24 protein-coding genes are annotated in these 20,527 nt (G+C 63.5%); 16 read left to right on the forward strand and 8 right to left on the reverse strand.

The features are described from left to right. Positions 1 to 19: 19 nt before the first annotated feature. Both F6X62_RS25250 and F6X62_RS21990 read right to left on the reverse strand, forming a co-directional pair. A complete protein-coding gene (locus F6X62_RS25250) occupies positions 20 to 181 on the reverse strand; it encodes a hypothetical protein (protein WP_172964774.1) in 162 nt (53 codons plus the stop codon). A 78-nt stretch (positions 182 to 259) separates the two neighbouring features. Then, positions 260 to 1,147: a MerR family transcriptional regulator gene (locus F6X62_RS21990; RefSeq protein ID WP_153774690.1), complete on the reverse strand. Its 888-nt coding sequence runs from the start codon at positions 1,145 to 1,147 to the stop codon at positions 260 to 262. A 153-nt stretch (positions 1,148 to 1,300) separates the two neighbouring features. On the opposite strand from F6X62_RS21990, the gene F6X62_RS21995 reads away from it, so the two are divergent. The 7 genes from F6X62_RS21995 to F6X62_RS22025 all read left to right on the forward strand — a co-directional run bounded on the left by F6X62_RS21995 (position 1,301) and on the right by F6X62_RS22025 (position 6,804). Continuing rightward, entirely contained in the window at positions 1,301 to 1,747 is a 447-nt protein-coding gene (locus F6X62_RS21995) for a PAS domain S-box protein (protein WP_153774691.1), read from the forward strand. 100 nt (positions 1,748 to 1,847) lie between these two features. Then, entirely contained in the window at positions 1,848 to 2,270 is a 423-nt protein-coding gene (locus F6X62_RS22000; RefSeq protein WP_054894648.1) for a nuclear transport factor 2 family protein, read from the forward strand. Beyond that, positions 2,267 to 3,022: an SDR family oxidoreductase gene (locus F6X62_RS22005; RefSeq protein WP_153774692.1), complete on the forward strand. Its 756-nt coding sequence runs from the start codon at positions 2,267 to 2,269 to the stop codon at positions 3,020 to 3,022. Before F6X62_RS22000 ends, F6X62_RS22005 begins: the two co-directional genes overlap by 4 nt. A gap of 3 nt (positions 3,023 to 3,025) precedes the next feature. Then, positions 3,026 to 4,273: an NAD(P)/FAD-dependent oxidoreductase gene (locus F6X62_RS22010; RefSeq protein WP_153774693.1), complete on the forward strand. Its 1,248-nt coding sequence runs from the start codon at positions 3,026 to 3,028 to the stop codon at positions 4,271 to 4,273. Continuing rightward, on the forward strand, positions 4,270 to 5,079 hold the full coding sequence (locus tag F6X62_RS22015) for a DUF1365 domain-containing protein (protein WP_153774694.1): 810 nt from the start codon (positions 4,270 to 4,272) through the stop codon (positions 5,077 to 5,079). Before F6X62_RS22010 ends, F6X62_RS22015 begins: the two co-directional genes overlap by 4 nt. Further along, complete coding sequence (locus tag F6X62_RS22020; protein WP_153774695.1) at positions 5,054 to 6,316, forward strand: cyclopropane-fatty-acyl-phospholipid synthase family protein; 1,263 nt, start codon at positions 5,054 to 5,056, stop codon at positions 6,314 to 6,316. The genes F6X62_RS22015 and F6X62_RS22020 overlap by 26 nt, the downstream gene beginning before the upstream one ends. Beyond that, positions 6,316 to 6,804, forward strand: coding sequence for a DUF2878 domain-containing protein (locus F6X62_RS22025; protein ID WP_153774696.1), 489 nt, complete (start codon positions 6,316 to 6,318; stop codon positions 6,802 to 6,804). Before F6X62_RS22020 ends, F6X62_RS22025 begins: the two co-directional genes overlap by 1 nt. Here the strand turns inward: F6X62_RS22025 and F6X62_RS22030 are convergent. The 5 genes from F6X62_RS22030 to F6X62_RS22050 are packed head-to-tail and all read right to left on the reverse strand — an operon-like array spanning position 6,742 to position 9,833. Next, positions 6,742 to 6,924: a DUF2256 domain-containing protein gene (locus tag F6X62_RS22030; RefSeq protein WP_112898067.1), complete on the reverse strand. Its 183-nt coding sequence runs from the start codon at positions 6,922 to 6,924 to the stop codon at positions 6,742 to 6,744. The two genes, F6X62_RS22025 and F6X62_RS22030, sit on opposite strands and share 63 nt — an antisense overlap. Then, entirely contained in the window at positions 6,921 to 8,447 is a 1,527-nt protein-coding gene (locus F6X62_RS22035; RefSeq protein WP_153774697.1) for a cryptochrome/photolyase family protein, read from the reverse strand. The genes F6X62_RS22030 and F6X62_RS22035 overlap by 4 nt, the downstream gene beginning before the upstream one ends. 8 nt (positions 8,448 to 8,455) lie before the next feature. After that, positions 8,456 to 8,761 carry a DUF6482 family protein gene (locus F6X62_RS22040; protein WP_153774698.1) on the reverse strand — a complete coding sequence of 102 codons (306 nt, stop codon included), beginning with the start codon at positions 8,759 to 8,761 and terminating at the stop codon, positions 8,456 to 8,458. Beyond that, positions 8,758 to 9,294, reverse strand: a complete 537-nt coding sequence (locus F6X62_RS22045; protein ID WP_153774699.1) for a DUF3833 domain-containing protein — start codon at positions 9,292 to 9,294, stop codon at positions 8,758 to 8,760. The genes F6X62_RS22040 and F6X62_RS22045 overlap by 4 nt, the downstream gene beginning before the upstream one ends. A 2-nt stretch (positions 9,295 to 9,296) precedes the next feature. Then, positions 9,297 to 9,833 carry a chalcone isomerase family protein gene (locus tag F6X62_RS22050; protein ID WP_153774700.1) on the reverse strand — a complete coding sequence of 179 codons (537 nt, stop codon included), beginning with the start codon at positions 9,831 to 9,833 and terminating at the stop codon, positions 9,297 to 9,299. Between the two features lie 224 nt (positions 9,834 to 10,057). Here F6X62_RS22050 and F6X62_RS22055 point away from each other — a divergent pair, with 224 nt between their 5' ends. Both F6X62_RS22055 and F6X62_RS22060 read left to right on the forward strand, forming a co-directional pair. Continuing rightward, positions 10,058 to 10,285 carry a hypothetical protein gene (locus tag F6X62_RS22055; RefSeq protein ID WP_153774701.1) on the forward strand — a complete coding sequence of 76 codons (228 nt, stop codon included), beginning with the start codon at positions 10,058 to 10,060 and terminating at the stop codon, positions 10,283 to 10,285. 76 nt (positions 10,286 to 10,361) lie between these two features. Continuing rightward, positions 10,362 to 14,489, forward strand: a complete 4,128-nt coding sequence (locus F6X62_RS22060; protein WP_153774702.1) for a CheR family methyltransferase — start codon at positions 10,362 to 10,364, stop codon at positions 14,487 to 14,489. A gap of 175 nt (positions 14,490 to 14,664) precedes the next feature. Here F6X62_RS22060 and F6X62_RS22065 read toward each other — a convergent pair whose 3' ends face one another. Then, entirely contained in the window at positions 14,665 to 15,060 is a 396-nt protein-coding gene (locus F6X62_RS22065) for a low affinity iron permease family protein (RefSeq protein ID WP_153774703.1), read from the reverse strand. A gap of 300 nt (positions 15,061 to 15,360) precedes the next feature. On the opposite strand from F6X62_RS22065, the gene F6X62_RS22070 reads away from it, so the two are divergent. The 7 genes from F6X62_RS22070 to F6X62_RS22100 all read left to right on the forward strand — a co-directional run bounded on the left by F6X62_RS22070 (position 15,361) and on the right by F6X62_RS22100 (position 20,302). Beyond that, entirely contained in the window at positions 15,361 to 15,504 is a 144-nt protein-coding gene (locus tag F6X62_RS22070) for a hypothetical protein (RefSeq protein ID WP_153774704.1), read from the forward strand. 74 nt (positions 15,505 to 15,578) lie between these two features. Next, entirely contained in the window at positions 15,579 to 16,523 is a 945-nt protein-coding gene (locus F6X62_RS22075; protein ID WP_256674058.1) for a DUF72 domain-containing protein, read from the forward strand. Next, positions 16,520 to 17,293, forward strand: coding sequence for an endonuclease/exonuclease/phosphatase family protein (locus F6X62_RS22080; protein WP_153774705.1), 774 nt, complete (start codon positions 16,520 to 16,522; stop codon positions 17,291 to 17,293). The genes F6X62_RS22075 and F6X62_RS22080 overlap by 4 nt, the downstream gene beginning before the upstream one ends. Further along, entirely contained in the window at positions 17,290 to 18,492 is a 1,203-nt protein-coding gene (gene clsB / locus F6X62_RS22085; protein WP_153774706.1) for a cardiolipin synthase ClsB, read from the forward strand. Before F6X62_RS22080 ends, clsB begins: the two co-directional genes overlap by 4 nt. Further along, positions 18,492 to 19,451, forward strand: a complete 960-nt coding sequence (locus F6X62_RS22090) for a lysylphosphatidylglycerol synthase domain-containing protein (protein ID WP_153774707.1) — start codon at positions 18,492 to 18,494, stop codon at positions 19,449 to 19,451. The genes clsB and F6X62_RS22090 overlap by 1 nt, the downstream gene beginning before the upstream one ends. 27 nt (positions 19,452 to 19,478) lie before the next feature. After that, a complete protein-coding gene (locus tag F6X62_RS22095; protein ID WP_151924498.1) occupies positions 19,479 to 19,907 on the forward strand; it encodes a hypothetical protein in 429 nt (142 codons plus the stop codon). A gap of 17 nt (positions 19,908 to 19,924) precedes the next feature. After that, positions 19,925 to 20,302 carry a Rho termination factor N-terminal domain-containing protein gene (locus F6X62_RS22100; RefSeq protein WP_153774708.1) on the forward strand — a complete coding sequence of 126 codons (378 nt, stop codon included), beginning with the start codon at positions 19,925 to 19,927 and terminating at the stop codon, positions 20,300 to 20,302. Positions 20,303 to 20,527 lie beyond the last annotated feature (225 nt).

The following is a 20,527-nucleotide window of genomic DNA, read 5'->3' on the forward strand; positions in this document are numbered from 1 at the left end:
ACCCTGTCGGGTGGCAGTTTCAGCGTTTGTGCTGACCATGATCACGGGCCGTTTTTTGCGCCGTCGAGTCATGTGATGTACCGGTAGATCCGTCCGGACGATGGGCGTCGTTGTCTCGCTCCTCTTCCCCCTGGGTCCCGGTCTGCGTCCCCGGCTTTTGAGTCTGGATCTCTTTCTTCATGCTGCTCTCCTCGGCTTGGCCTTTGAACAAGGGAAGCCAATCCGTGGGGCAAAGTTCCATGTTTGGAGCCCAGACCCGCTAAAGGTCAAGCGCGCCACGGTGCAACGCACTCAGCCTGCGCGCAGCGTCAACGCCTCCCTCGTCCAGCAGGCATAACGGGATTCCGCTCAACGCATGCAGCGAATCAGCCAACCCCTCGCCAACCAAGGCCAGCGGGCAGGCAATGTCCATCTGCAAGGTACGCAAGCGCCTGGCCAAGGCGGGGCTCACCGGCGCCTGGACTTTTATCACCAGCGCCGCAGGCTGCATGGCGGTGCAGAGCAACGGCAACTCTTCCAACGACTGCCCGCAGCCCAGTACGTCGATGCGCTGTTGCTCGCTGCTCAACATCAGCCCAGCGCACAGCACCTCGAATTCAGCCAGCCCCTCGGTGCTTGCCAGCAGCACCCGCGGCGCGGGGATCTGATTCAAGTGCAGACGCGCCAGCAAGCGGGCACGCAGGAACGTATCGAGAAACAGCCATTGGCTACGCCGGCCTGGAGCAGCCCCTGAAGCCAACTCATACCAAACCGGCATCAGCACCTCGCGCAGCACGGAGGTCTTGGGGAACAGGGTGAACAACTGGCCATGAATCCCCTCCAACGCCTGCGCATCGAATGCCTCGGATGCGCGCACCACAGCGTCTCGCCATTCGTCGAAGGCCGAGGGCTGCTGCACTGGCGCCTCAGGCCGGCCGGCGAGCCTGTCGCCGACCTTGCTGATAGACAGGCCGTTGGCGGTCCAGCGCAGGATGTCGCGTATGCGTTGCACATCCCGGGCGGTGTACAAGCGGTGGCCGCCCTCGGTGCGCTGCGGGCGTATCAACCCATGGCGCCGCTCCCAGGCGCGCAACGTGACCGGATTGATGCCGGTCAAGCTGACCACATCGCGCATGGGTAGCAAATCGGGTGGGGTGGTGTCAGTCATAATCAGAGAATATCCGGGAGATCGAGCATTCTAAACTCATATGGACTTTCTGCGGCGAGCCTCCATGGTCCATCATGCAACCAACGGCGCCGAGGTCTTCCACATAGAAGCAATCTGCGCATCCTGCATATAAAACGCCTGTAGGTGGGCCCTATGATCACCGCGAAACTCCTTCAACTGATGGTCGAGCATTCGAACGATGGCATCGTCGTTGCCGAGCAAGAGGGCAACGACAGCATCCTCATCTACGTCAACCCCGCTTTCGAGCGCCTGACCGGCTATTACGCCGACGACATCCTCTATCAGGATTGCCGTTTTCTGCAGGGCGAAAATCATGACCAGGAAGGCCTCGCAAGCATCCGCAATGCGATCCGTGAAGGCCGCCCCTGCCGCCAGGTGCTACGCAACTATCGCAAGGATGGAAGCCTGTTCTGGAACGAGTTATCCATCTCGCCCGTGTACAACGAGGCAGACCAGCTGACCTACTACATCGGCATCCAGCGCGATGTGACAGCGCAGGTTTGCGCCGAAGAAAAGGTGCGCGAGCTCGAGGCCGAAGTGGCCCGCTTGCGCCGCCAGCTCGGCCAGGACCAGCGCTAAAAAAAGCTATACACAACCCTCAATCTGTATAGATTAATCTCGGCGCTTCAGCTATACCTGTACAACAAATATATTTTGTACAGGATTTCCTGGAGCCCACATGTCAGCATACCTACAGCAATTCGCCGAGCGCTTCGCCAGCCTCGATGGGGCTAACCTCGGCACGCTGGAAAACCTGTACAGCGAAGACATCACTTTTCGCGACCCTCTGCACCACATACAGGGCCTGCCGGCGCTGCGAGCCTATTTCGAGCAGCTGTACGCCAACGCCACCGATATCCGCTATGCCTTTCTCAGCGCCGACGAGGTAAGCCCCGGACAGGGTTACCTGCGCTGGACCCTGCAGTTCCGCCACCCTCGCCTGGCCAGCGGGCGGCAGATCTCGTTGCAAGGTTGCAGTTGCCTGCACTGGCGCGACCGTGTGCATTTTCACCAGGACTATTTCGACGCCGGCGCCCTCATTTATGAACACCTTCCCATCATGGGCGGCGCCATTCGCTGGCTCAAAGGCAGGCTGGCATGAGCCGCTGCTGGTTGACCGGCGCCAGCAGCGGTATCGGTGCCGAGCTCGCTCGCATCCTGCTGGAGCAAGGCCATCAAGTGGCCCTGGGCGCACGCCAGGCCGATCGCCTTGCGCCCCTGGCCGAACAGTTTCCGGGGCAGGTACTGCTGGCCATCGGCGATCTTGGCAACCCTGAGGATATCGCCGCGATCGCCGCACGGATCGAGCAGGCCTGGGGCGGGCTGGACATGGCCATTTTCAACGCCGGCACCTGCGAATACCTGGAGCCGGGGCAGTTCGATCCGGCGCTGGTCGAGCGCGTGATGCGCACCAACCTGCTCAGTGTCGCCTATTGCCTGGCATCGGCACTGCCCCTGCTTCGCAAGGGCCAGCGCCCTCACCTGGTGGTGATGGGCAGTTCGGTGACCTGGCTGGCTTTGCCCCGCGCCGGTGCCTACGGCGCCTCCAAGGCCGCGGTGCGCTACTTGATGGAGTCACAGCGGATCGACCTGGCTCGCGAAGGTATCGCAGTCACGTTGGTCAGCCCTGGCTTTGTCGACACACCTTTGACACGCCGCAACGATTTCCCCATGCCGCAGCTGTGGAGTGCGCAGCGCGCCGCCCGACACATCGCCAGGCGCTTGCCCCACCGCCCCGTGGAAATCAACTTCCCCGGTCTTTTCACCTGTGTATTGCGCCTGCTCGGTGCGCTACCGGCGCGCCTGCGTCTGGCCCTGGGGCAACGCCTCGCCCGTCATGAACAGGAAGGTTGATTCATGCGTATAGCAATCATCGGCAGCGGCATCGCCGGGCTGACCTGCGCCCATCTGCTGTCGCGCAACCACCAGGTCACGGTTTTCGAGGCCGAGCGCTGGATCGGTGGGCACACCCACACCCTCGATGTGCTCTGGAAGGGCCAGCGCCATGCAATAGACACCGGCTTCATCGTGTTCAACGACTGGACCTACCCCAACTTCATTCGACTGCTCGACCAGCTCAAGGTCACCTCACAGCCCACCGAAATGAGTTTTTCCGTGCATGACCCGGCCACGGGCCTTGAGTACAACGGCCACGACCTGAACACACTGTTCGCACAACGCCGCAACCTGATCTCCCCAGGTTTCTGGGGAATGCTGCGGGATATTCTGCGCTTCAACCGCCAGGCACTGACCGACCTGGACAGCCAGCGCATCGATGCCAACACCACGCTGGGTAGCTACCTTCAGGCACAGGGCTATGGGCAGCGCTTCATCGACCACTATATCGTGCCGATGGGATCGGCCATCTGGTCGATGTCCCGCGCCGACATGCTCCACTTCCCCCTCGCGTTCTTCGTCCGCTTCTGTCGCAACCACGGCTTGCTGTCGGTCAACCACCGTCCACAGTGGCGGGTCATCAGCGGTGGTTCGAGCAGCTACATCGCGCCACTGTGCCGCCCCTTCGCTGACCATATCCGCCTTGACTGCAAGGTTCACCGGGTCAGCCGCGACGAAGGTGGGGTAACGGTGGTGAGCGCGGCCGGCACCGAACGCTTCGACAATGTAGTGTTCGCCTGCCATAGCGACCAGGCCCTGGCAATGCTGGAAAGCCCCAGCGCACAGGAGCGTGCCGTGCTCGGGGCCATCGGCTATGCCAGTAACGACGTCGTACTGCACACCGACACCCGCCTGCTGCCGCGCCGCAAGCGCGCCTGGGCGAGCTGGAACTACCGCCTGGGAGGCCCACAGGAGGCTCCCGCCGCGCTGACCTACAACATGAATATCCTGCAAGGTATTCAGGCACCGACCACCTTCTGCGTGAGCCTCAACCAGACCGCATTGATAGACCCTGCGCAGGTGATTGCCCGCTTTCAGTACGCCCATCCTCAATACAGCCTCGCGGCGTCCGCGGCGCAGGCTCGGCAGTCAGAGCTGCAAGGTCAGCAGCACAGCTACTTCTGTGGTGCCTACTGGGGAAATGGCTTTCACGAGGACGGTGTGGTCAGTGCGCTGAAGGTGGCCGCGCATTTCGGGGTGCAACTGTGAACAGCAGCCTTTGCCTGGGCTGGATCAGCCACCATCGCCTGACGCCGCGCGCCCACGCGTTCCGCTATCGAACAGGCATGTTCTACCTGGATCTGGACGAGCAAACCTGGCTGATGAGCCTGTCACGCTGGCTAGGGCGCTGGCGCCTGGCACCGCTCAGCTTTCGCCAGACCGACTACCTGCCAGCGCTGACCCAGCAGGGACACACGCTGGCACAGGCCGCGCGCTTGATCGTCCACCAAGCCACGGGGCATATGCCCGAAGGCCCGGTCCACCTGCTCACGCAACTGCGCTGCTGGGGGCTGTCGTTCAACCCGGTGAGTTTCTATTTCTGCCATGACCGGGACGCGAACCTGGTGGCGATCCTGCTGGAAGTACGAAACACCCCCTGGCGTGAACGCTTCCACTACGTGCTGCCGGTGCACGACAACCTCGGCACACCCTTCACGGTATCCAAGGCCTTCCATGTGTCGCCGTTCATGCCACTGGACATGGATTATCGCTTCCGCTTCTCCCTGGATGCGCAACATATACGCATCCACATGGAAAACCACCAACACGAGCGCACGGTGTTCAAGGCAGACCTCGCCTTGCAGCGCCAGCCTTTGGACCGCGCCAGTCTGCATCGATACATCCTGGCCTTCCCGTGGATGAGCCTGCGCACCCTCTCGGCTATCTACTGGCAAGCACTGCGCCTGCTGTTCAAACGCACCCCCATCCATGACCACACTGCCCGCCAGAATCACTTGGCGCTCGGCCACTCCTACGAGGACACGAATGATGTCGAATCACACCCTGAGCGTTAGCAAGTTCGCCGGCCTTGCGCCGTTGCTCGGCGGTCTGGCACGAAGCGCCGTGCTCGCCCGGATGGGCAAGCTGCGCCACGGTCACTTGCGCCTGCTGTGCCACGGCCAGCAGTGGAGTTTTGGCGATACCGAGAGCCCGTTGCAGGCCGAGGTGGAGGTGCTCGATGACGCCACCTGGAGCCTGATCGCCGGCAATGGCTCGATCGGTGCCGGCGAAGCCTACATTCACGGCTATTGGCGCAGCCCGGACCTTGCACGGGTGACGCGCCTGTTCGTCGCCAACCTTGAAGTGCTCGACGCGCTCGAGGGCGGCCTGGCGCGCCTCGGCCGCCCTGCCCTGCGGCTGTTGCACCAGCTCAACCGCAATAGCAGGCGCGGTTCCCGGCGTAACATTCTGGCGCACTACGACCTCGGCAACGCCCTGTTCGAGCGACTACTGGACCCCACCATGATGTATTCGGCAGCCCAGTTCGAGCATCCCGGGCAGACACTGGAACACGCTCAAGTGCACAAACTGGAGCGCATTTGCCAGAAGCTTGAGCTGTGCCCTGACGATCACCTGCTGGAAATTGGCTGCGGTTGGGGCTCCCTGGCGATTCACGCCGCCACCCGATACGGCTGCTGGGTCACCACCACCACGCTTTCCGAAGCGCAGTACAGCCATACCCTGGACCGCGTTCGGGCGCTGGGCCTGGAGCAGCGCATAACGGTACTTCGCGAGGACTACCGCGACCTGGAAGGCCGTTTCGACAAACTGGTTTCGATCGAGATGATCGAAGCGGTCGGCCATCGTTATCTGCCGGTGTACTTCCGCCAGTGCGCCGCGCTGCTCAAGCCCGATGGCCTGATGCTGCTGCAAGCCATCACCATACGCGACCAGCGCTATGACCAGGCACGGCGCTCGGTGGACTTCATCCAGCGCTACATTTTCCCCGGAGGCGCCCTGCCTTCGCTGAGCGTGATGCTCGATACCGCCAGCCGGCACACCGCGCTGAACCTTGTAAATATGGAGGATTTCGGCCAGGACTACGCCCTCACCCTGCAGCATTGGCGGGAAAACCTGCGTCAGGCACGCACGGCGCTGGCCGACCTGGGCTACGACGACACGTTCCAGCGCCTGTGGGAATTCTACTTGTGCTACTGCCAAGGCGGCTTCGAGGAACGCGCCATCGGCGTTGCCCACCTGCTGTTGGCTGCGCCCCAGGCACGTCGTGCGCCCTTGCCAGGCCATGCCTGATGCACGGCGGCAGGCTGGTCGCCAATGCCCTTTGGTTGCAGGTCGGCTGGTGGGCCTGCGTACTGGGTGCCGAACGGCCCTGGCTCTTGCTGCTGGTGATCCTCGGCCTGGGCGTGCATCTGCGCCTGAGCAGGGACGTCAGCGCCGAGTTCAAGGCGCTGTGGCGCGTTACCTTGGCCGGCTGCCTGCTCGATACGGTGCTGGGAGCGCTGGGGGTATTCGCGTTCGATGCCTGGCCGCTGCCACTGTGGCTGGCGCTGCTGTGGCTGGTGCTGGCCAGTGGCATGCGCCACAGCCTGGCATGGATCGCCAGGGACTGGCGGCTCGGTGCACTGCTAGGCGCAATCGGCGGCCCCCTGGCTTACCTGGCGGGCGCCAGGCTGGCCGGGGTGGGATTGCCTTTGGGCACGCTGGAAACCGGCCTGCTACTGGCGCCCATCTGGGCCTTCACCCTGCCCCTGCTCTTGCGCCTGGCGGCGTGGCGCTGACCTGCGGCATCGCTCGGAGCAATAGCGCACCGCTTCCCAGCAGCGCGCCCAGCGCTTGCGCCAGTTGAACGGCCGGCCGCACACCACACAGACTTTGCTGGGCAACAGGCTCTTCTTCATATTGCCTGCCCGGCATCCAGTCGCGCCAACAGCGACTGGCCGCGTTGCCATACGGCATCGCGACGGCTGGCCGACATGCCATCGAGCCCACGATAGGCCAGAGCCAGCCGCGGGTTAGCCGACAGCAAGGTGCGATGGCGAATCAGAAAATGCCAGTACAGAGCATTGAACGGGCAAGCATCCTCCTCGGTTACCTGACCAACCCTGTAACTGCAAGACGCGCAATGGTCGGACATGCGCTGGATGTATCGACCACTCGCACAATAGGGCTTGGAGCCCAGGTAGCCACCGTCGGCATGCATCACCATGCCAAGCGTGTTGGGCAGCTCGACCCAGTCGAAAGCGTCCATGTAGACCGCCAGGTACCACTCACAAATCGCCGTTGGCACGATACCGGCCAGCAAGGCGAAGTTGCCGGTGATCATCAGCCGTTGGATATGGTGTGCGTAGCCCAGCCGCAAGGTCTGCCCGATGGCTTGCGCCATGCAGCGCATACGGGTTTGCCCGGTCCAGTAGAATTCCGGCAACGCGCGCTCGTTGCCCAGGTGATTGAGCCCGGCATATTCCGGCATGCGCAGCCAGTAGATCCCGCGCACGTACTCGCGCCAGCCTATCAACTGGCGGATGAACCCCTCGGCTGCATTGAGCGGCACTCGCCGCTCGCGCCACGCCCTGTCGACGTCTTCACACAGGCAACGCAGATCCAGTAGCCCGATGTTGAGCGCCGCACTGATGCGTGCATGAAACAGGTAAGGCTCGCCCTCGGCCATCGCATCCTGGTAGTCCCCGAAAGCCGCCAGGCCAAACTCCAGAAAGTGTTGCCAGAGCTGCTGGGCCTGGGCATGGGTTACTGGATAGTCGAAGCCGTCGGTGGCCCCGTAGTGGTCGCTGAAGCGCTGACCTACCAGCGCCTGTACCGCTGCTGTGATCTCGTCCTGCGCGAAATGCGCAGCGAATGGGCCACGTAGCTGACGCGGCAACGGCTTGCGATTGTCGGCATCGAAATTCCAGGCCCCACCTGCCGGGCTGCCATCGAGCTCCATCAGCAGGCCGGTGCGCTTGCGCATGCCACGGTAGAAGTGCTCCATGCGCAGTTGGCGCCGCTCGCCGGCCCAGCGCGCAAAGGCTTCGCGCGAGCACAGAAAACGCCGGTCACGGTGCCACACCAGCGGCAACCCGGCATCACGCAATGCCTGCTCCAGACGCCACTCGCCGCACTCGGTCAGGTGGATCTGCGTAGCGCCCAAGGCCTGTTGCCAGCGACACAACTCGCCAACGATGCTGCCGCTGTTGCCTGCGGCATCGAGCTCGACATAGTGCACTTGCCAACCCCGCTCGCGCAGGCACCGAGCGAAGTGCCGCATGGCGCTGAAGATCAGAACGATCTTCAGTGGATGGTGCGGCACATACCGGGCCTCACCCTCCACCTCCGCCATCAAGATAGCGTCACGGGCAGGATCGAGAGCGCTCAGGCTCGCCAGGTCGAACGACAGCTGGTCACCCAGCACCAGGCCCAGGCGCATCGTTTCGCCTACCACTGGCTGGCCAACGTTATCGGGACGCGCAGTGGTTCGATGGGGCCGTCACGTTGCCCGCACATCTCATCATGTACCACGTGCTGCACCAGCGTGCAGGGCACGGCTGGCAGGCCCGTCAGCAACTGGCGTAGTTCTGTGGTGGAGCGCACGCGCAGAGGCTGCCCGTGGGCATCGTTCAGAGTCACGGGGCCAGCGTCGGTCAAGGCACGCAGGAGGTAGAAGCCGCCCTCCAGCGACAGCAGTTCCAGCGCCTTCGCTTCGCCGGTCCAGACCCATTGAAACAGCGTGACCAGGTTCACGGCGTACCCTCCGGGAGGCGGCGGAAGAACAGGGTGATCTGGCCGATTTCCACGCCCAGCTTGCTCATACTCGAGCGATTGATCAGCGTGTCGTCATCCATCAGGTACATCCAGTCGTCCAGGTCCACTTGCCAGTTACGCCCGTCGACAGGCAGGTCAAGCTGATAACGCCAGCGCAACGCGTTACCCGCCACTTCCCCCCTCGCCTCGCCAATGACGTCCCCCGCCGTTCCGCGCCAGCGGCCAGGGCCGTCGGGCACCAACCGCCAGGTGCGTTCCTGACGGGTGCCATCGCTGTAGAGAAAATGTTCTTCGAGGATCAGATGCTCACCTTCACGACGGCTATCGATGCGCACATGAAAGCGCTTGGCCACCTCACCGGAGCGCTTCTGGAACATCCCCCAGGCCTGTACCGGCCGCGAGAAGAACGCCACCAGGTCGAGCTTCGGCTGTTCCTGGGCATAGCGTTCGACCCCGACATTGCCACAGCTGCCCAGAAGCAGACACAACGCCAGCAACAGTGCTTTGTACATGTTCAGCGTCCTCGTTCACTGTCAGTCAGCCCAAGCAGGCGCTGACGCAGTTGTGGGTCCCTGGCACGTGGATCGAGCCAGATGGCAAAGAATGCCCGGGCAAAGGCCGGGTCGGTGATTTCGCGGCTCAATTCACCCTCGACGTAAAAGCGGCACCCCTGCCCCGGCAGGTACAAGCCTGTAATTCGCATCCCGGGGCGCACGTCCACGAATGCCGCTTCGAGCGCCTGGGTCCAAGCCGAGCGTTGCTGTGGCGCAATGCCGCCAGCGTTGAGACGATGCATTTCCTCGAGGCTGGCCTGTACCAGCGTGTCCTTGGACAACGACCGGTGATAGAGAAGCTCGAGGGCGAACGGCTGATTCCAGTCCAGCGCCGGCCCCAGCGTCCATAACTGGGCGGTGTAAAGACGCAGGCCGAACCAAGTGAACTCACCCGCACCCAACCGCTGCGCTCCGGGCAACTGCGAGCGCCAGTCCGCCGTCGCCGAAAACGCAACGATCAGCAGGCAAAGGCACGTCCAACGAGCACGGTGAACCATATTGACCTCGAGCGCGGCCCAATACTGTACAAAGATAGCACGATGTACAGATATTCCATCTTCATGTACAGATTTTCCATTCGCTTCCAGGCCACGGGCACAGTCGGTGGTCGCAGCTGAAATCAAAAAGAGCTGCCCGTTGAGCCATCCGGTCAAAACGTTCGCACTTATTTGCCTGCGCGCTAGTCAAAGGTCTGAATACCACCTCGCCTACCGGAGCTCCCATGCCCACGACCCGCGCCTGCCAACAGCTCGCTCTGGAGCAGAATCGCCGGCTGTTCGCCAGCGCCTATGAACTCGACCACGCAGCCTTTGCCCTGCTCGAAGGCGTCGGGCTCGACGCCTTTGACTTCGACCATTACCAAAGGCTGCGGCGCAAGGCAGCCGAGCGTTATCAGGAGGCCATCGAGCATCTGGCCCTCCTCGAGGGCAGCCGCTCATCGCCAAAGTGAGCGCCAACCTATAATCTGCGTCCAGTGCCCGGCGATTCGCACCAGGCCATTTCCCAGTCCGTACAAGGCTGATGCCATGAAGTCGTCCAGCAAAACGTCCCTCGCCTCGCCGCACAACTCGGCGCTCAGCCCCAGCCACCTGGATTTCCCCGTGGTCGGCATCGGCGCCTCAGCCGGCGGCTTGGAGGCGATCCGTCGTTTCTTCCAGCACGCCCCGGACGACTCCGGCATGGCCTTCGTCGTCGTTCTTCACCTCTCCCCGGACCACCAGAGCCAGGCCGACCGGATCATCCAGGCTGTCACCCGCATGCCGGTACGCCAGGTCAGCGAGCCGGTGCCGATCGAACGCAACCATGTCTACGTGATCTCGCCGGCCAATCGCCTGTCCACCAACGACGGCTACCTGCGGGTAACCCCGGCCAAGCGCAGCCGCGGCGATCATGTGGCCATCGACCTGTTCTTTCGCGATCTGGCCGACGTGCACAAGGACCATGCGTTCTGCGTCGTGCTCTCGGGAACCGGTAGCGACGGCGCCGTAGGCCTGACACGCATCAAGGAGCAAGGTGGCGTGACCCTGGTGCAGGCACCCGATGATGCCGAGCACCCCGACATGCCCCGTGCGGCGCTGGCCACCGGCATGGTCGACCTGCTGCTGCCGGTGGCTGAAATGCCTGGGCGCCTGGTCGAGTTGTGGCGCACGGCGCGCCAGGTGAAACTGCCGGAAATCGAAGACGACAGCCTGCCGCCGCCACTGGGAGAGCGTGAAGGCGACCCGGCGGCAAGTGACCCGTTGCTGGATGAGATCCTGCTGACGCTGCAAGGCGATACCGGACACGATTTCAGCCATTACAAGCGCGCCACCGTACTGCGCCGTCTGGAACGCCGCCTGCATGTCACCGGCCAGACAGAGCTGGCCGGCTACCTCGACTTCCTGCAACGCCATCCGGAGGAGTCGCGGGCACTGCTGGCCGACATGCTGATCGGAGTGACCAATTTCTTCCGCGACCGCGAAGCGTTCGAAGCGTTGCAGCGCCATGTCATGCCCGGCCTGGTCAACAAGGATGCCAGCGAAGAGTCCGCGCACGAGGTACGCCTCTGGTCAGCGGGCTGCTCCACCGGCGAAGAGGCCTACAGCCTGGCGATGTTGGTGACCGAACAGTTGGCGGTGGAACAGCGCAGTGCCCAGGTGCAGGTATTCGCCACCGACCTCGACGAACGCGCCATCGCTATCGGTCGCGCCGGCCGGTATCCAGACGCCATCGCCACCGACGTGTCGGCGGCGCGCCTGCGCCAGTTCTTCATCAAGGAAGAACAGCACTTGCGGGTACGCAAGGAAATCAGGGAAAAGGTCCTGTTCGCCCGTCACAACCTGCTATCCGACCCGCCGTTCTCCCAGCTTGACCTGATCGTCTGCCGCAACCTGCTGATCTACCTGGACCGCGAGGTGCAGCGCGATATCCTGCGTCTGTTCCATTTCGCCCTGCGTCCAGGCGGCCATCTGTTCCTCGGTAGCTCCGAATCGACTGACCTTGCGGCCGAGCTGTTCGTCGCCGTGGACAAACGCAACCGTATCTTCCGCGCCCGAGAAGTGCCGACCACCAGCCATCCGCCGCGCCTGCAGGCTCCGGAGCCTGCGCTCACGCCACCGGCCCGCGCGCGTAGCACTCGCCGATTGTCCTACGCCGAGATCCACCACCGCGCACTCGCCCGCTGCACGCCGCCCAGCCTGGTGGTCGATAGCGAGGGCAATATCCTGCACATGAGTGAAGGTGTCGGGCGCTTCCTGCGCCATGCGGGTGGCGAGCTCAGCCACAACCTGCTCAGCCTGATCATCGCGCCTTTGCGGCCGGCCCTGCGCAGTACCATGCTGCAAGCGCAAGGCAGCGGCCAGGCGGTGACCTCGCGCAGTGTCGCGGTCAACCTCGACGAACAGCCCACTACCGTGCAAATCCTGATCCAGCCGCACCAGGATGACCCCAGTGGTACCGATTGCCTGCTGGTGGTGTTCCAGACAATCGAAGTCGATAGCAGCGCCAGCACCAACGCAGCCGCCGAGCAGACCGAAGGCATGGTGCTGAGCAACCTGGAGCGCGAACTGCACCGCACGCGGCTGCAACTGCAGGAAACCATCGAGCAATCGGAGTTTTCCAGCCAGGAGTTGACCGCCTCCAACGAGGAAATGCAGGCGATCAACGAGGAACTGCGCTCGGCCAGCGAGGAACTGGAAACCAGCAAGGAGGAGCTGCAGTCGATCAACGAAGAGCTGCTGACGGTCAACTACGAGCTCAAGACCAAGGTCGAGGAGACCGACAAGGTCAACGACTACCTGAGCAACCTGATCGCCTCGACCGACATCGCCACGGTCTTCGTCGACCGTAACCTGTGCATCCGCTGGTTCACCCCACGGGCCACCGACATTTTCAGCATGCTGCCGGTGGACACCGGGCGCTCGCTACTCGATATCACCCATCGTCTCGACTACCCCGGCCTGGCCGACGACGCCCGTGCGGTGGTCGAGCGCGAGACCACCATCGAACGCGAGGTCGTCGGCCACAACCAGCACTGGTACCTGGCCCGCTTGCTGCCCTACCGGGCCAGCGAGCGCAACGTCGATGGCACCGTGCTGACCTTCATCGACATCAGCCAGAGCCGCGCCGCGGAAGAACGCTTGCGCCAGGGCGAGGAACGCATGCGCCTGGTGGCCGAAAGCACCCATGACTTCGCCATCATCCTGCTTGACGAGCAAGGTCTGATCACCGACTGGAACACCGGCGCCGCACTGATTTTCGGTTATGGCAAGGACGAGGTCCTCGGCCAGCACTATCAGCTGATCTTCACCGAACAGGATCAGGCCAGCGGTGTGCCGGAACACGAGCTGCGCAGTGCCCGCCTCCATGGCCGCGGCCAGGACGAGCGCTGGCACGTGCGCAAGGATGGCAGTCGCTTCTACTGCAGCGGCGAGGTCTCCCGCCTCAAGGGCAGCAGCCTGCGCGGCTACGTGAAGATCGCCCGCGACCTCACCGGCCACAAGCGCCTGCACGACGAGCAGAGCAAGCAACTGGCCGAGTCGCAGAGCAGCAGCCACATGAAGGACGAGTTCTTCGCCGTCATGTCCCACGAGCTCAAGCATCCCCTGAATCTGATCCAGCTCAACGCCGAGATCCTGCGTCGCTCGCCGGCGGTGAAGTCTGCCAGCGCCGCCAGCAAGGCTGTCGGGATCATCTGTGACGCAGTATCCAGTCAGGCGCGGATCATCGACGACCTACTCGACGTCGCCCGCATCCGCACCGGCAAGCTCAAGCTCAAGACCCAGTTGATCGACCTGTGCGCAGTGCTACAGGGCATCCATGCGGTGGTGCTCAACGAGCAGCATCCTTGCACCGTGCGCCTGGCGTTACCGGCCGATGGCGCGCCGGTCTACGTCGATGCCGATGGCACGCGGCTCGAACAGATCATCTGGAATCTGCTGAACAACGCCTTGAAATTCAGCCCCGCAGGCAGCGAGATTCGCGTGGCGCTCGCCAGGCGAGACACACAAGCCCATCTGGAAGTGATCGACCAGGGCGTGGGCCTGACCGCGGATAGCCTCGAGAGCGTTTTCGACCTGTTCACCCAGGCTGCCCCGCAGTCGTCCGGCAATCACCGCGACGGGCTGGGCATCGGCCTGTCGCTGGTGCGCCAGTTGGTCGAGGCCCATGGCGGGACGGTGGCGGCTTATTCTCCGGGGCTTGGTTGCGGCACCACCTTCACGGTCTCCCTGCCATTGACCGCGCCCGAGCACCAGGCCCCGCCAGATGCGCCCGAGCAGGCCAGCGACGGCCGGCTGGACGGTATCAAGGTGCTGCTGGTAGACGACTCGAAGGAAATCCTCGAGGTCATGCAGCAGTTGCTGGAGATGGAAGGTGCGAACGTCGAGGCCTACAGCGACCCGCAAGCAGCGCTCGAGGCCGCCGCCGAGGGACGCTACGAGATCATCCTGTCCGATATCGGCATGCCGATAATGGACGGCCATGCCCTGATCAAGGCGCTACGGGGCCTGGAGCACCTGCGCTACACACCGGCCATTGCCCTGACCGGCTACGGCGCCAGCGCCGACCAGTACCGCTCACGCCAGTCAGGCTTCGATCGCCATCTGAACAAGCCGGTGGGCTATGACGAACTGGTCGAGGCCATAGAGACACTGTGCGGTTCGGTGCCCTATTGACCTGGCTCTGCGCCGTCAAAGCGCGGGCCACGGGCACCTGGCTGGATTCGCCGCCCAGTGTGGCGATGGTCATTCGCCCCTACTGCAGTGCCGTGGAACAGCGCTTTTAGAAGAGATCACGGAGTCGATCGGGTCAGTTGGTGAATCATTTGACTGGCCCTGTCTGCTTCCAGGCTCAGTCAGACGTGTCCTTTTCCTGAGCATCACGGCTCGCTTTTGCCGAGTCGTGCTCACCCATCCGCTGGTAATGCTTGCGCAGCGCATGCAGTTCCGCCGGCCCCATGTCCTCAAGGTCCAGCAGCGCCCTGTGCGCCCGCTTGGTGGTGCGCAGCAGCTCGTCGATCTTGATGTGCAACTCGTCGTTGTCGCGGTTCTGGGTGTTCTGGATCAGGAACACCATCAGGAAGGTGATGATGGTGGTCGAGGTGTTGATCACCAGTTGCCAGGTATCGTTGAAGTCAAACAACGGCCCGCTCACCCCCCAAACAATGATGAGCACTAGTGCGATGGCGAAGGTCATCGGACGTCCACTGCGGTTGGCCAACCATTGGGCAAATCGATCGAATTTCATGGTGTACCTCGATGTGTGCTCCTGCATGCGGTGGAGCCCCGCAGCACGGGCAAAGTTCCGGCTTTCTTGCCCCACCGGCGAACTTGCTCGCAACGCAGGCCATGCGCGGTACTGCTGTTGTTCGCCCGCTAAATGTTTGTCCCGCGGTCCTTCAGGCAACTGGTCTGGAAATCCGAGAATCCTTGCAGTGCGATGACTCGCGCTCAGGTCACAACTGAACACAGGCCTTCCTGTGTTCGACCAGAGGTGACCCCTTATGGCTGACAAAAGCGACTGACCTACTTGCCCAGGAGACCGACCATGAGCGACCCCAATCATCCAGATCCTTATGTCGATGAAGTCCCGCACGATCCCGGCGAGAAGATACCTGCGCCCGATCCGCAACAAGAGGCACCCGACTGGCCGGAAGGCCAGGTACCTCCAGAAGAGCAATCCGACGGCTGAAGGCCCGGCGCTTTCCAGGTAGCGCCACTCGTCAATCCTGCTGAACCCTCTCGATCCGCCACGGGTCGCTACTGATGAGTACATCAATCCAGGGGGCTGTGGTGAGCGAGATCCGCATTGGCATTTCCGGTTGGCGCTATGGCCCATGGCGCAAGGACTTCTACCCCAAGGGGCTGCGTCAGGACGACGAACTGGCGTTCGCCTCGCGGGCAGTCAACAGTATCGAGATCAATGGCTCGTTCTACGCGCTGCAGACCCCTGAACGCTACGAGCGCTGGCGTGACGATACGCCCGAAGATTTCGTGTTTTCGGTCAAGGCGCCGCGCTATATCACCCATGTGCGCAGGCTTCGCGAGATCGACGAAGCGCTGGCGAACTTCTTCGCCTCGGGCCCTTTGCTGCTGGGTGACAAGCTTGGGCCTTTTCTCTGGCAGTTTCCCCCAAACCTGAAATTCGACGTGCAGCGGTTCAGCGATTTTCTCGCCAAGCTCCCACATGACCGCTCGGCCGCCCGCCGCATTGCCCGCGACGCCGCCGAGCGCCTGCAAGGCAGCGGTGGGACTGCCATCAAGGGCAACGCACGCCTGCGCCACGCCGTGGAAATTCGCCATCCCAGCTTCCTTTGCGACACCTTCATCAACCTGTTGCGCAAACACAAGGTCGCCTTGGTGGTCGCCGACAGCGCGGGCAAATGGCCCTATGTCGAGGAGGTCACGGCCGACTTCATGTACCTGCGCCTGCATGGCGATGTCGAGCTCTACAGCAGCGGCTATACCGCCACCGCGCTGCGCCGCTGGCGCATGCGCATCCAGGCCTGGGCTGCAGGCGGCCAGCCGGAGGATGCCCAGCGCGTCGTGCGCCGCGCGCCGGCCAAGCGCGCCTCCCGTGACGTGTACTGCTATTTCGACAACGACCAGAAAGTGCATGCCCCTTACGATGCCCGCCGCCTGCTGGGCAAGCTCGGCCTTGACGGCGAGCTGGTGACCGAGCCCGGCGTCGAACCGCAGGAGCTGCTATGAACGGAACCTTGCCTGCCCCCCGCTGCATCATCGACAAGGTGACCGCCGTGCACCGCCTGACGGTGCTGACCCTCAACGTGCACAAGGGTTTTACCCTGTTCAACCGCCGTTTCATCCTGCCGGAGTTGCGCGAGGCGGTACGCGCTACCGGCGCCGATCTGGTGTTCCTGCAGGAGGTGCACGGCAGCCATCAGCAGCATGCCGAGCGCCACCCGACCTGGCCGACAGCACCTCAATACGAATTCCTCGCCGACAGCATGTGGCCGCAGTTCGCCTACGGACGCAACGCGGTCTATCCCCATGGCGACCATGGCAATGCGCTCCTGTCCAAATTTCCGATCCGAGTCCACGACAACCTTGACGTCACGATCCACGGCAACGAAGAGCGCGGCCTGCTGCATTGCCAGCTCGAAGTGCCAGGTCACGAGCAGGTGCACGCGATCTGCGTGCACCTGGGGCTGCGCGAGGAGCACCGCCAGCAGCAGGTCGACCTGCTGCTGGCCTTGCTCGACAGCCTGCCGTCGGACGAGCCGGTCATCGTCGCAGGCGATTTCAACGACTGGCGCCTGAAAGCGGATGTGCGGCTCTCGGGGCATCTGGTCGAAGCCTTCGGCAAGCCGGCGCGCAGCTTTCCCGCGCGCTTGCCGCTGCTGCGCCTGGACCGCATCTACCTGCGCCACGCACAAGCCGGCGACGCCCGGGTACTGTCCAGATACCCGTGGTCACACCTCTCCGACCATGCCCCGCTGGTGGCGCAGGTGACGCTATGAAGCTGCCCTGGAGCGAAGGCAATCACGTCCAGTTGCTGGTCAACGGCGAGCAGTACTATCCGCGCGTGCTCGAGGCCATGGCTCAGGCTCGCGAGGAAATACTCCTGGAGACCTTCATCATCTACGACGACAAGGTCGGCCAGGCCTTGCGCCAGGCCTTGATCGACGCCGCTCGGCGCGGGGTAAGGGTCGAAGTCGCCGTGGACGGTTACGGCACCGCCGACCTGCCCGACGAATTCATCGCCTCGATGACCGAGGCCGGGGTCCGTTTCCATTCGTTCGATCCGCAACCACGATTGGCCGGCATGCGCACCAACCTGTTCCGTCGCCTGCACCGCAAGATCCTGGTGATCGACGGACAACGCGCGTTCATCGGCGGTATCAACTACAGCGCCGACCACCTCGGAGACTTCGGCCCACAGGCCAAGCAGGACTACGCCGTGGAGGTCGTCGGCCCGGTAGTGGGCCAGGTGCATGCGTCCTCCTGCCGAATGCTCGCCCCCGTGCTGGATGCCGCCAGCCGAGTCCAGCCGAACAACATCGCCGCAGGCCCGGCCAGCGCCGTGCTGGTGGAGCGCGACAACCGGCGCCACCGCACCGATATCGAGGTCTGTTATCTGCAGGCCCTGCGCGAAGCCAGGCAACGTATCGTCGTGGCCAACGCCTACTTCTTCCCCGGCTACCGCCTGCTGCGCGAACTGCGCAACGCCGCTCGGCGCGGGGTCGAGGTGACCCTGATCCTTCAGGGGCAACCGGACATGCGCTGGGTCCGCGCACTCTCCCGGCTGCTCTACAACTACCTGTTGCGCGACGAGGTGCGCATCTACGAATACTGCCAGCGCCCGCTGCACGGCAAGGTAGCGTTGGTGGACGACGAGTGGACCACGGTGGGCTCGAGCAACCTCGACCCACTAAGCCTGTCGTTCAACCTCGAAGCCAACCTGCTGATCCGCGACCGGGCGTTCAACGCTGTGCTCTACCAACACTTGAGCGAACTGACCCGCGAACACTGCAAGGCCGTGACGCTCGAGCGCATGGTGCGCGGTTACTGGTGGCGTGCCCCCTTGATCTTCCTGGGCTTCCATATCACCCGCTATTTCCCGCGGATCGCCGGCTGGTTCCCGGCACACCGGCAACGCCTGCAGTCGCTGCAAAGCGAAAGCGAGGCTCCGGTCGACTACCAAGAGGGCAAGACTTGATGGCCACGCCACGCTGGAAGACCTGGGGCAAACGCCTGCTGACCGTGCTGTTCCTGGTATTGATCCCGGTGCTGCTGTTCACCCTGGCGCGCAACCTGGACTGGAACGAAGTCAGCCAGTCGCTGCGGGCCTACCGGCCCTCGACGTTGATCCTGGGGTTGCTGCTGGCCCTGTGCAGCTACCTGGTGTTCGCCAGCTACGACCTGCTCGCCCGCGCCTATACCGGCCACCGCCTGCCGGCCCGCCAGGTGCTGCCGGTGGCATTCGTCTGCTATGCGTTCAACCTCAACTTCACCACCTGGGTCGGTGGCGTGGCCCTGCGCTATCGGCTGTACGGCAGGCTGGGCCTGGATACCCCGACCATCACCCGCATCCTCACCCTGGGCCTGTTGACCAACTGGATGGGCTACCTGCTGTTGGCCGGCACCGTATTCGCCTTGGGCCTGGTCAAGCTGCCGGAGAACTGGACGGTAGGGGCCGGCGGCCTGCGGCTGATCGGCGTGTTGATGGTCGTGGTCGCGTTGGCCTACCTGTTCGCCTGCGCCTTCGCCAAGCGGCGCACGTGGGACCTGCGCGGGCATGAAGTCACCCTGCCGAGCCTGCGCCTGGCGTTGTGCCAGGTGGCCTTGGGTGCAAGCAACTGGGCGTTGATGGCGGCGTTGATCCATCTGCTGCTGCCACCGGAGCTGTTCTATCCCTCGGTACTGGGTGTGTTGCTGATCAGTTGCGTGGCGGGCGTGGTCGCCCATATTCCCGCCGGGCTTGGCGTGCTGGAGGCCGTGTTCCTGGCCCTGCTCCATGGCCAGCTCGGCCAGGGCACGCTGGTGGCCGCGTTGCTGGGTTATCGAACGTTGTACTACCTGATCCCGCTGCTGTTGGCGGTGGTCACCTACCTGATCCTCGAGAAACGCGCCAAGGCCTTGCGCCGACAGGTCGAGCCAGCCCTCGACAAGCGCTGATGGGCCGTGGGGCCCGGGAGGTACATCATGCGAATCGTTCCATGTATTGCACTGCTGGCCACCCTGGCCAGCGGCCAGGCAATGGCCGAAGGCTGCGACGTGGTCACGCGCTCATCCAGCGAGGCGGTCAAACCGGTGCAGCAGCACACCTGCTACAGCTACGCCAACATGCCGGCCGAAGCGATTGCCTGGTCGTGCAGCAACGAAAGCAAGGAGATGCTCAACAGCCAGAAACGCCGGGTCGAGCGTTGCGCCGACGGCAGCGTGGGCAGTTGCATCGCACCGCTGACCCAGGAAACCCTGGCCAACCCCGATGCCGCGGGGCGCAACGAGCCTTCCACCCGCCCCACCGTGCCCAAGGACGCGCGGATCATCACCTACTACTACGACACCCCCAGCCTGGGCCAGGCGCGTAGCGATTGCGAGCGCAGCAACGGTGTCTGGCAGACCCACTGACGTAGAGGAGAACGACCATGCCACGTGGAGAAAAAGACAAGTACACCGATAAACAGAAACGCAAGGCCGAGCATATCGAACAGAGCTACGAGGCCAAGGGCGTGTCCAAGGACGAAGCCGAAGCCCGCGCCTGGGCCACGGTCAACAAGCAGTCCGGTGGCGGTGAGCGCAACGGCGGTTCCGGGCAACAGAAAAGCCCGGCGGCCAAGGCCAAAGCGCGGGAGTCCTCGGCCCGGCGCGCAGTCGCGACAAAGCATGGCGTGCCCCGCTCCAGACAGCAGCTGGAGGACATGACCAAGGCCGAGTTGATGGACCGTGCGCGCAAGCGGCATATCGCCGGGCGCTCGACCATGCGCAAGGGAGAGTTGATAGAGGCCTTACGCAAAGTGGCTTGAGCCGCGCCGGCGTCCTTACAGGGCAATTTCAGTGCCGTTGCCGTTGCCGATCAAGAATCGAGCCTCATACCTACTAGCGACAGCTGCGCCAGCCCAGGCACCGCCCGTACCTCCGCGACTTCAGGAGGCCGAACGCAGGACTTGCGGAGGGAGGTGACGGGCATGGATGCCCGTCAAGCGCTGGGGCCCAGGATGGGCCCTGCAGCGCGGTCCTCCCGGGAGCAA

It is taken from the genome of Pseudomonas sp. MNR3A (genome assembly GCF_009650575.1).
Lineage (GTDB): Bacteria > Pseudomonadota > Gammaproteobacteria > Pseudomonadales > Pseudomonadaceae > Aquipseudomonas > Aquipseudomonas machongensis.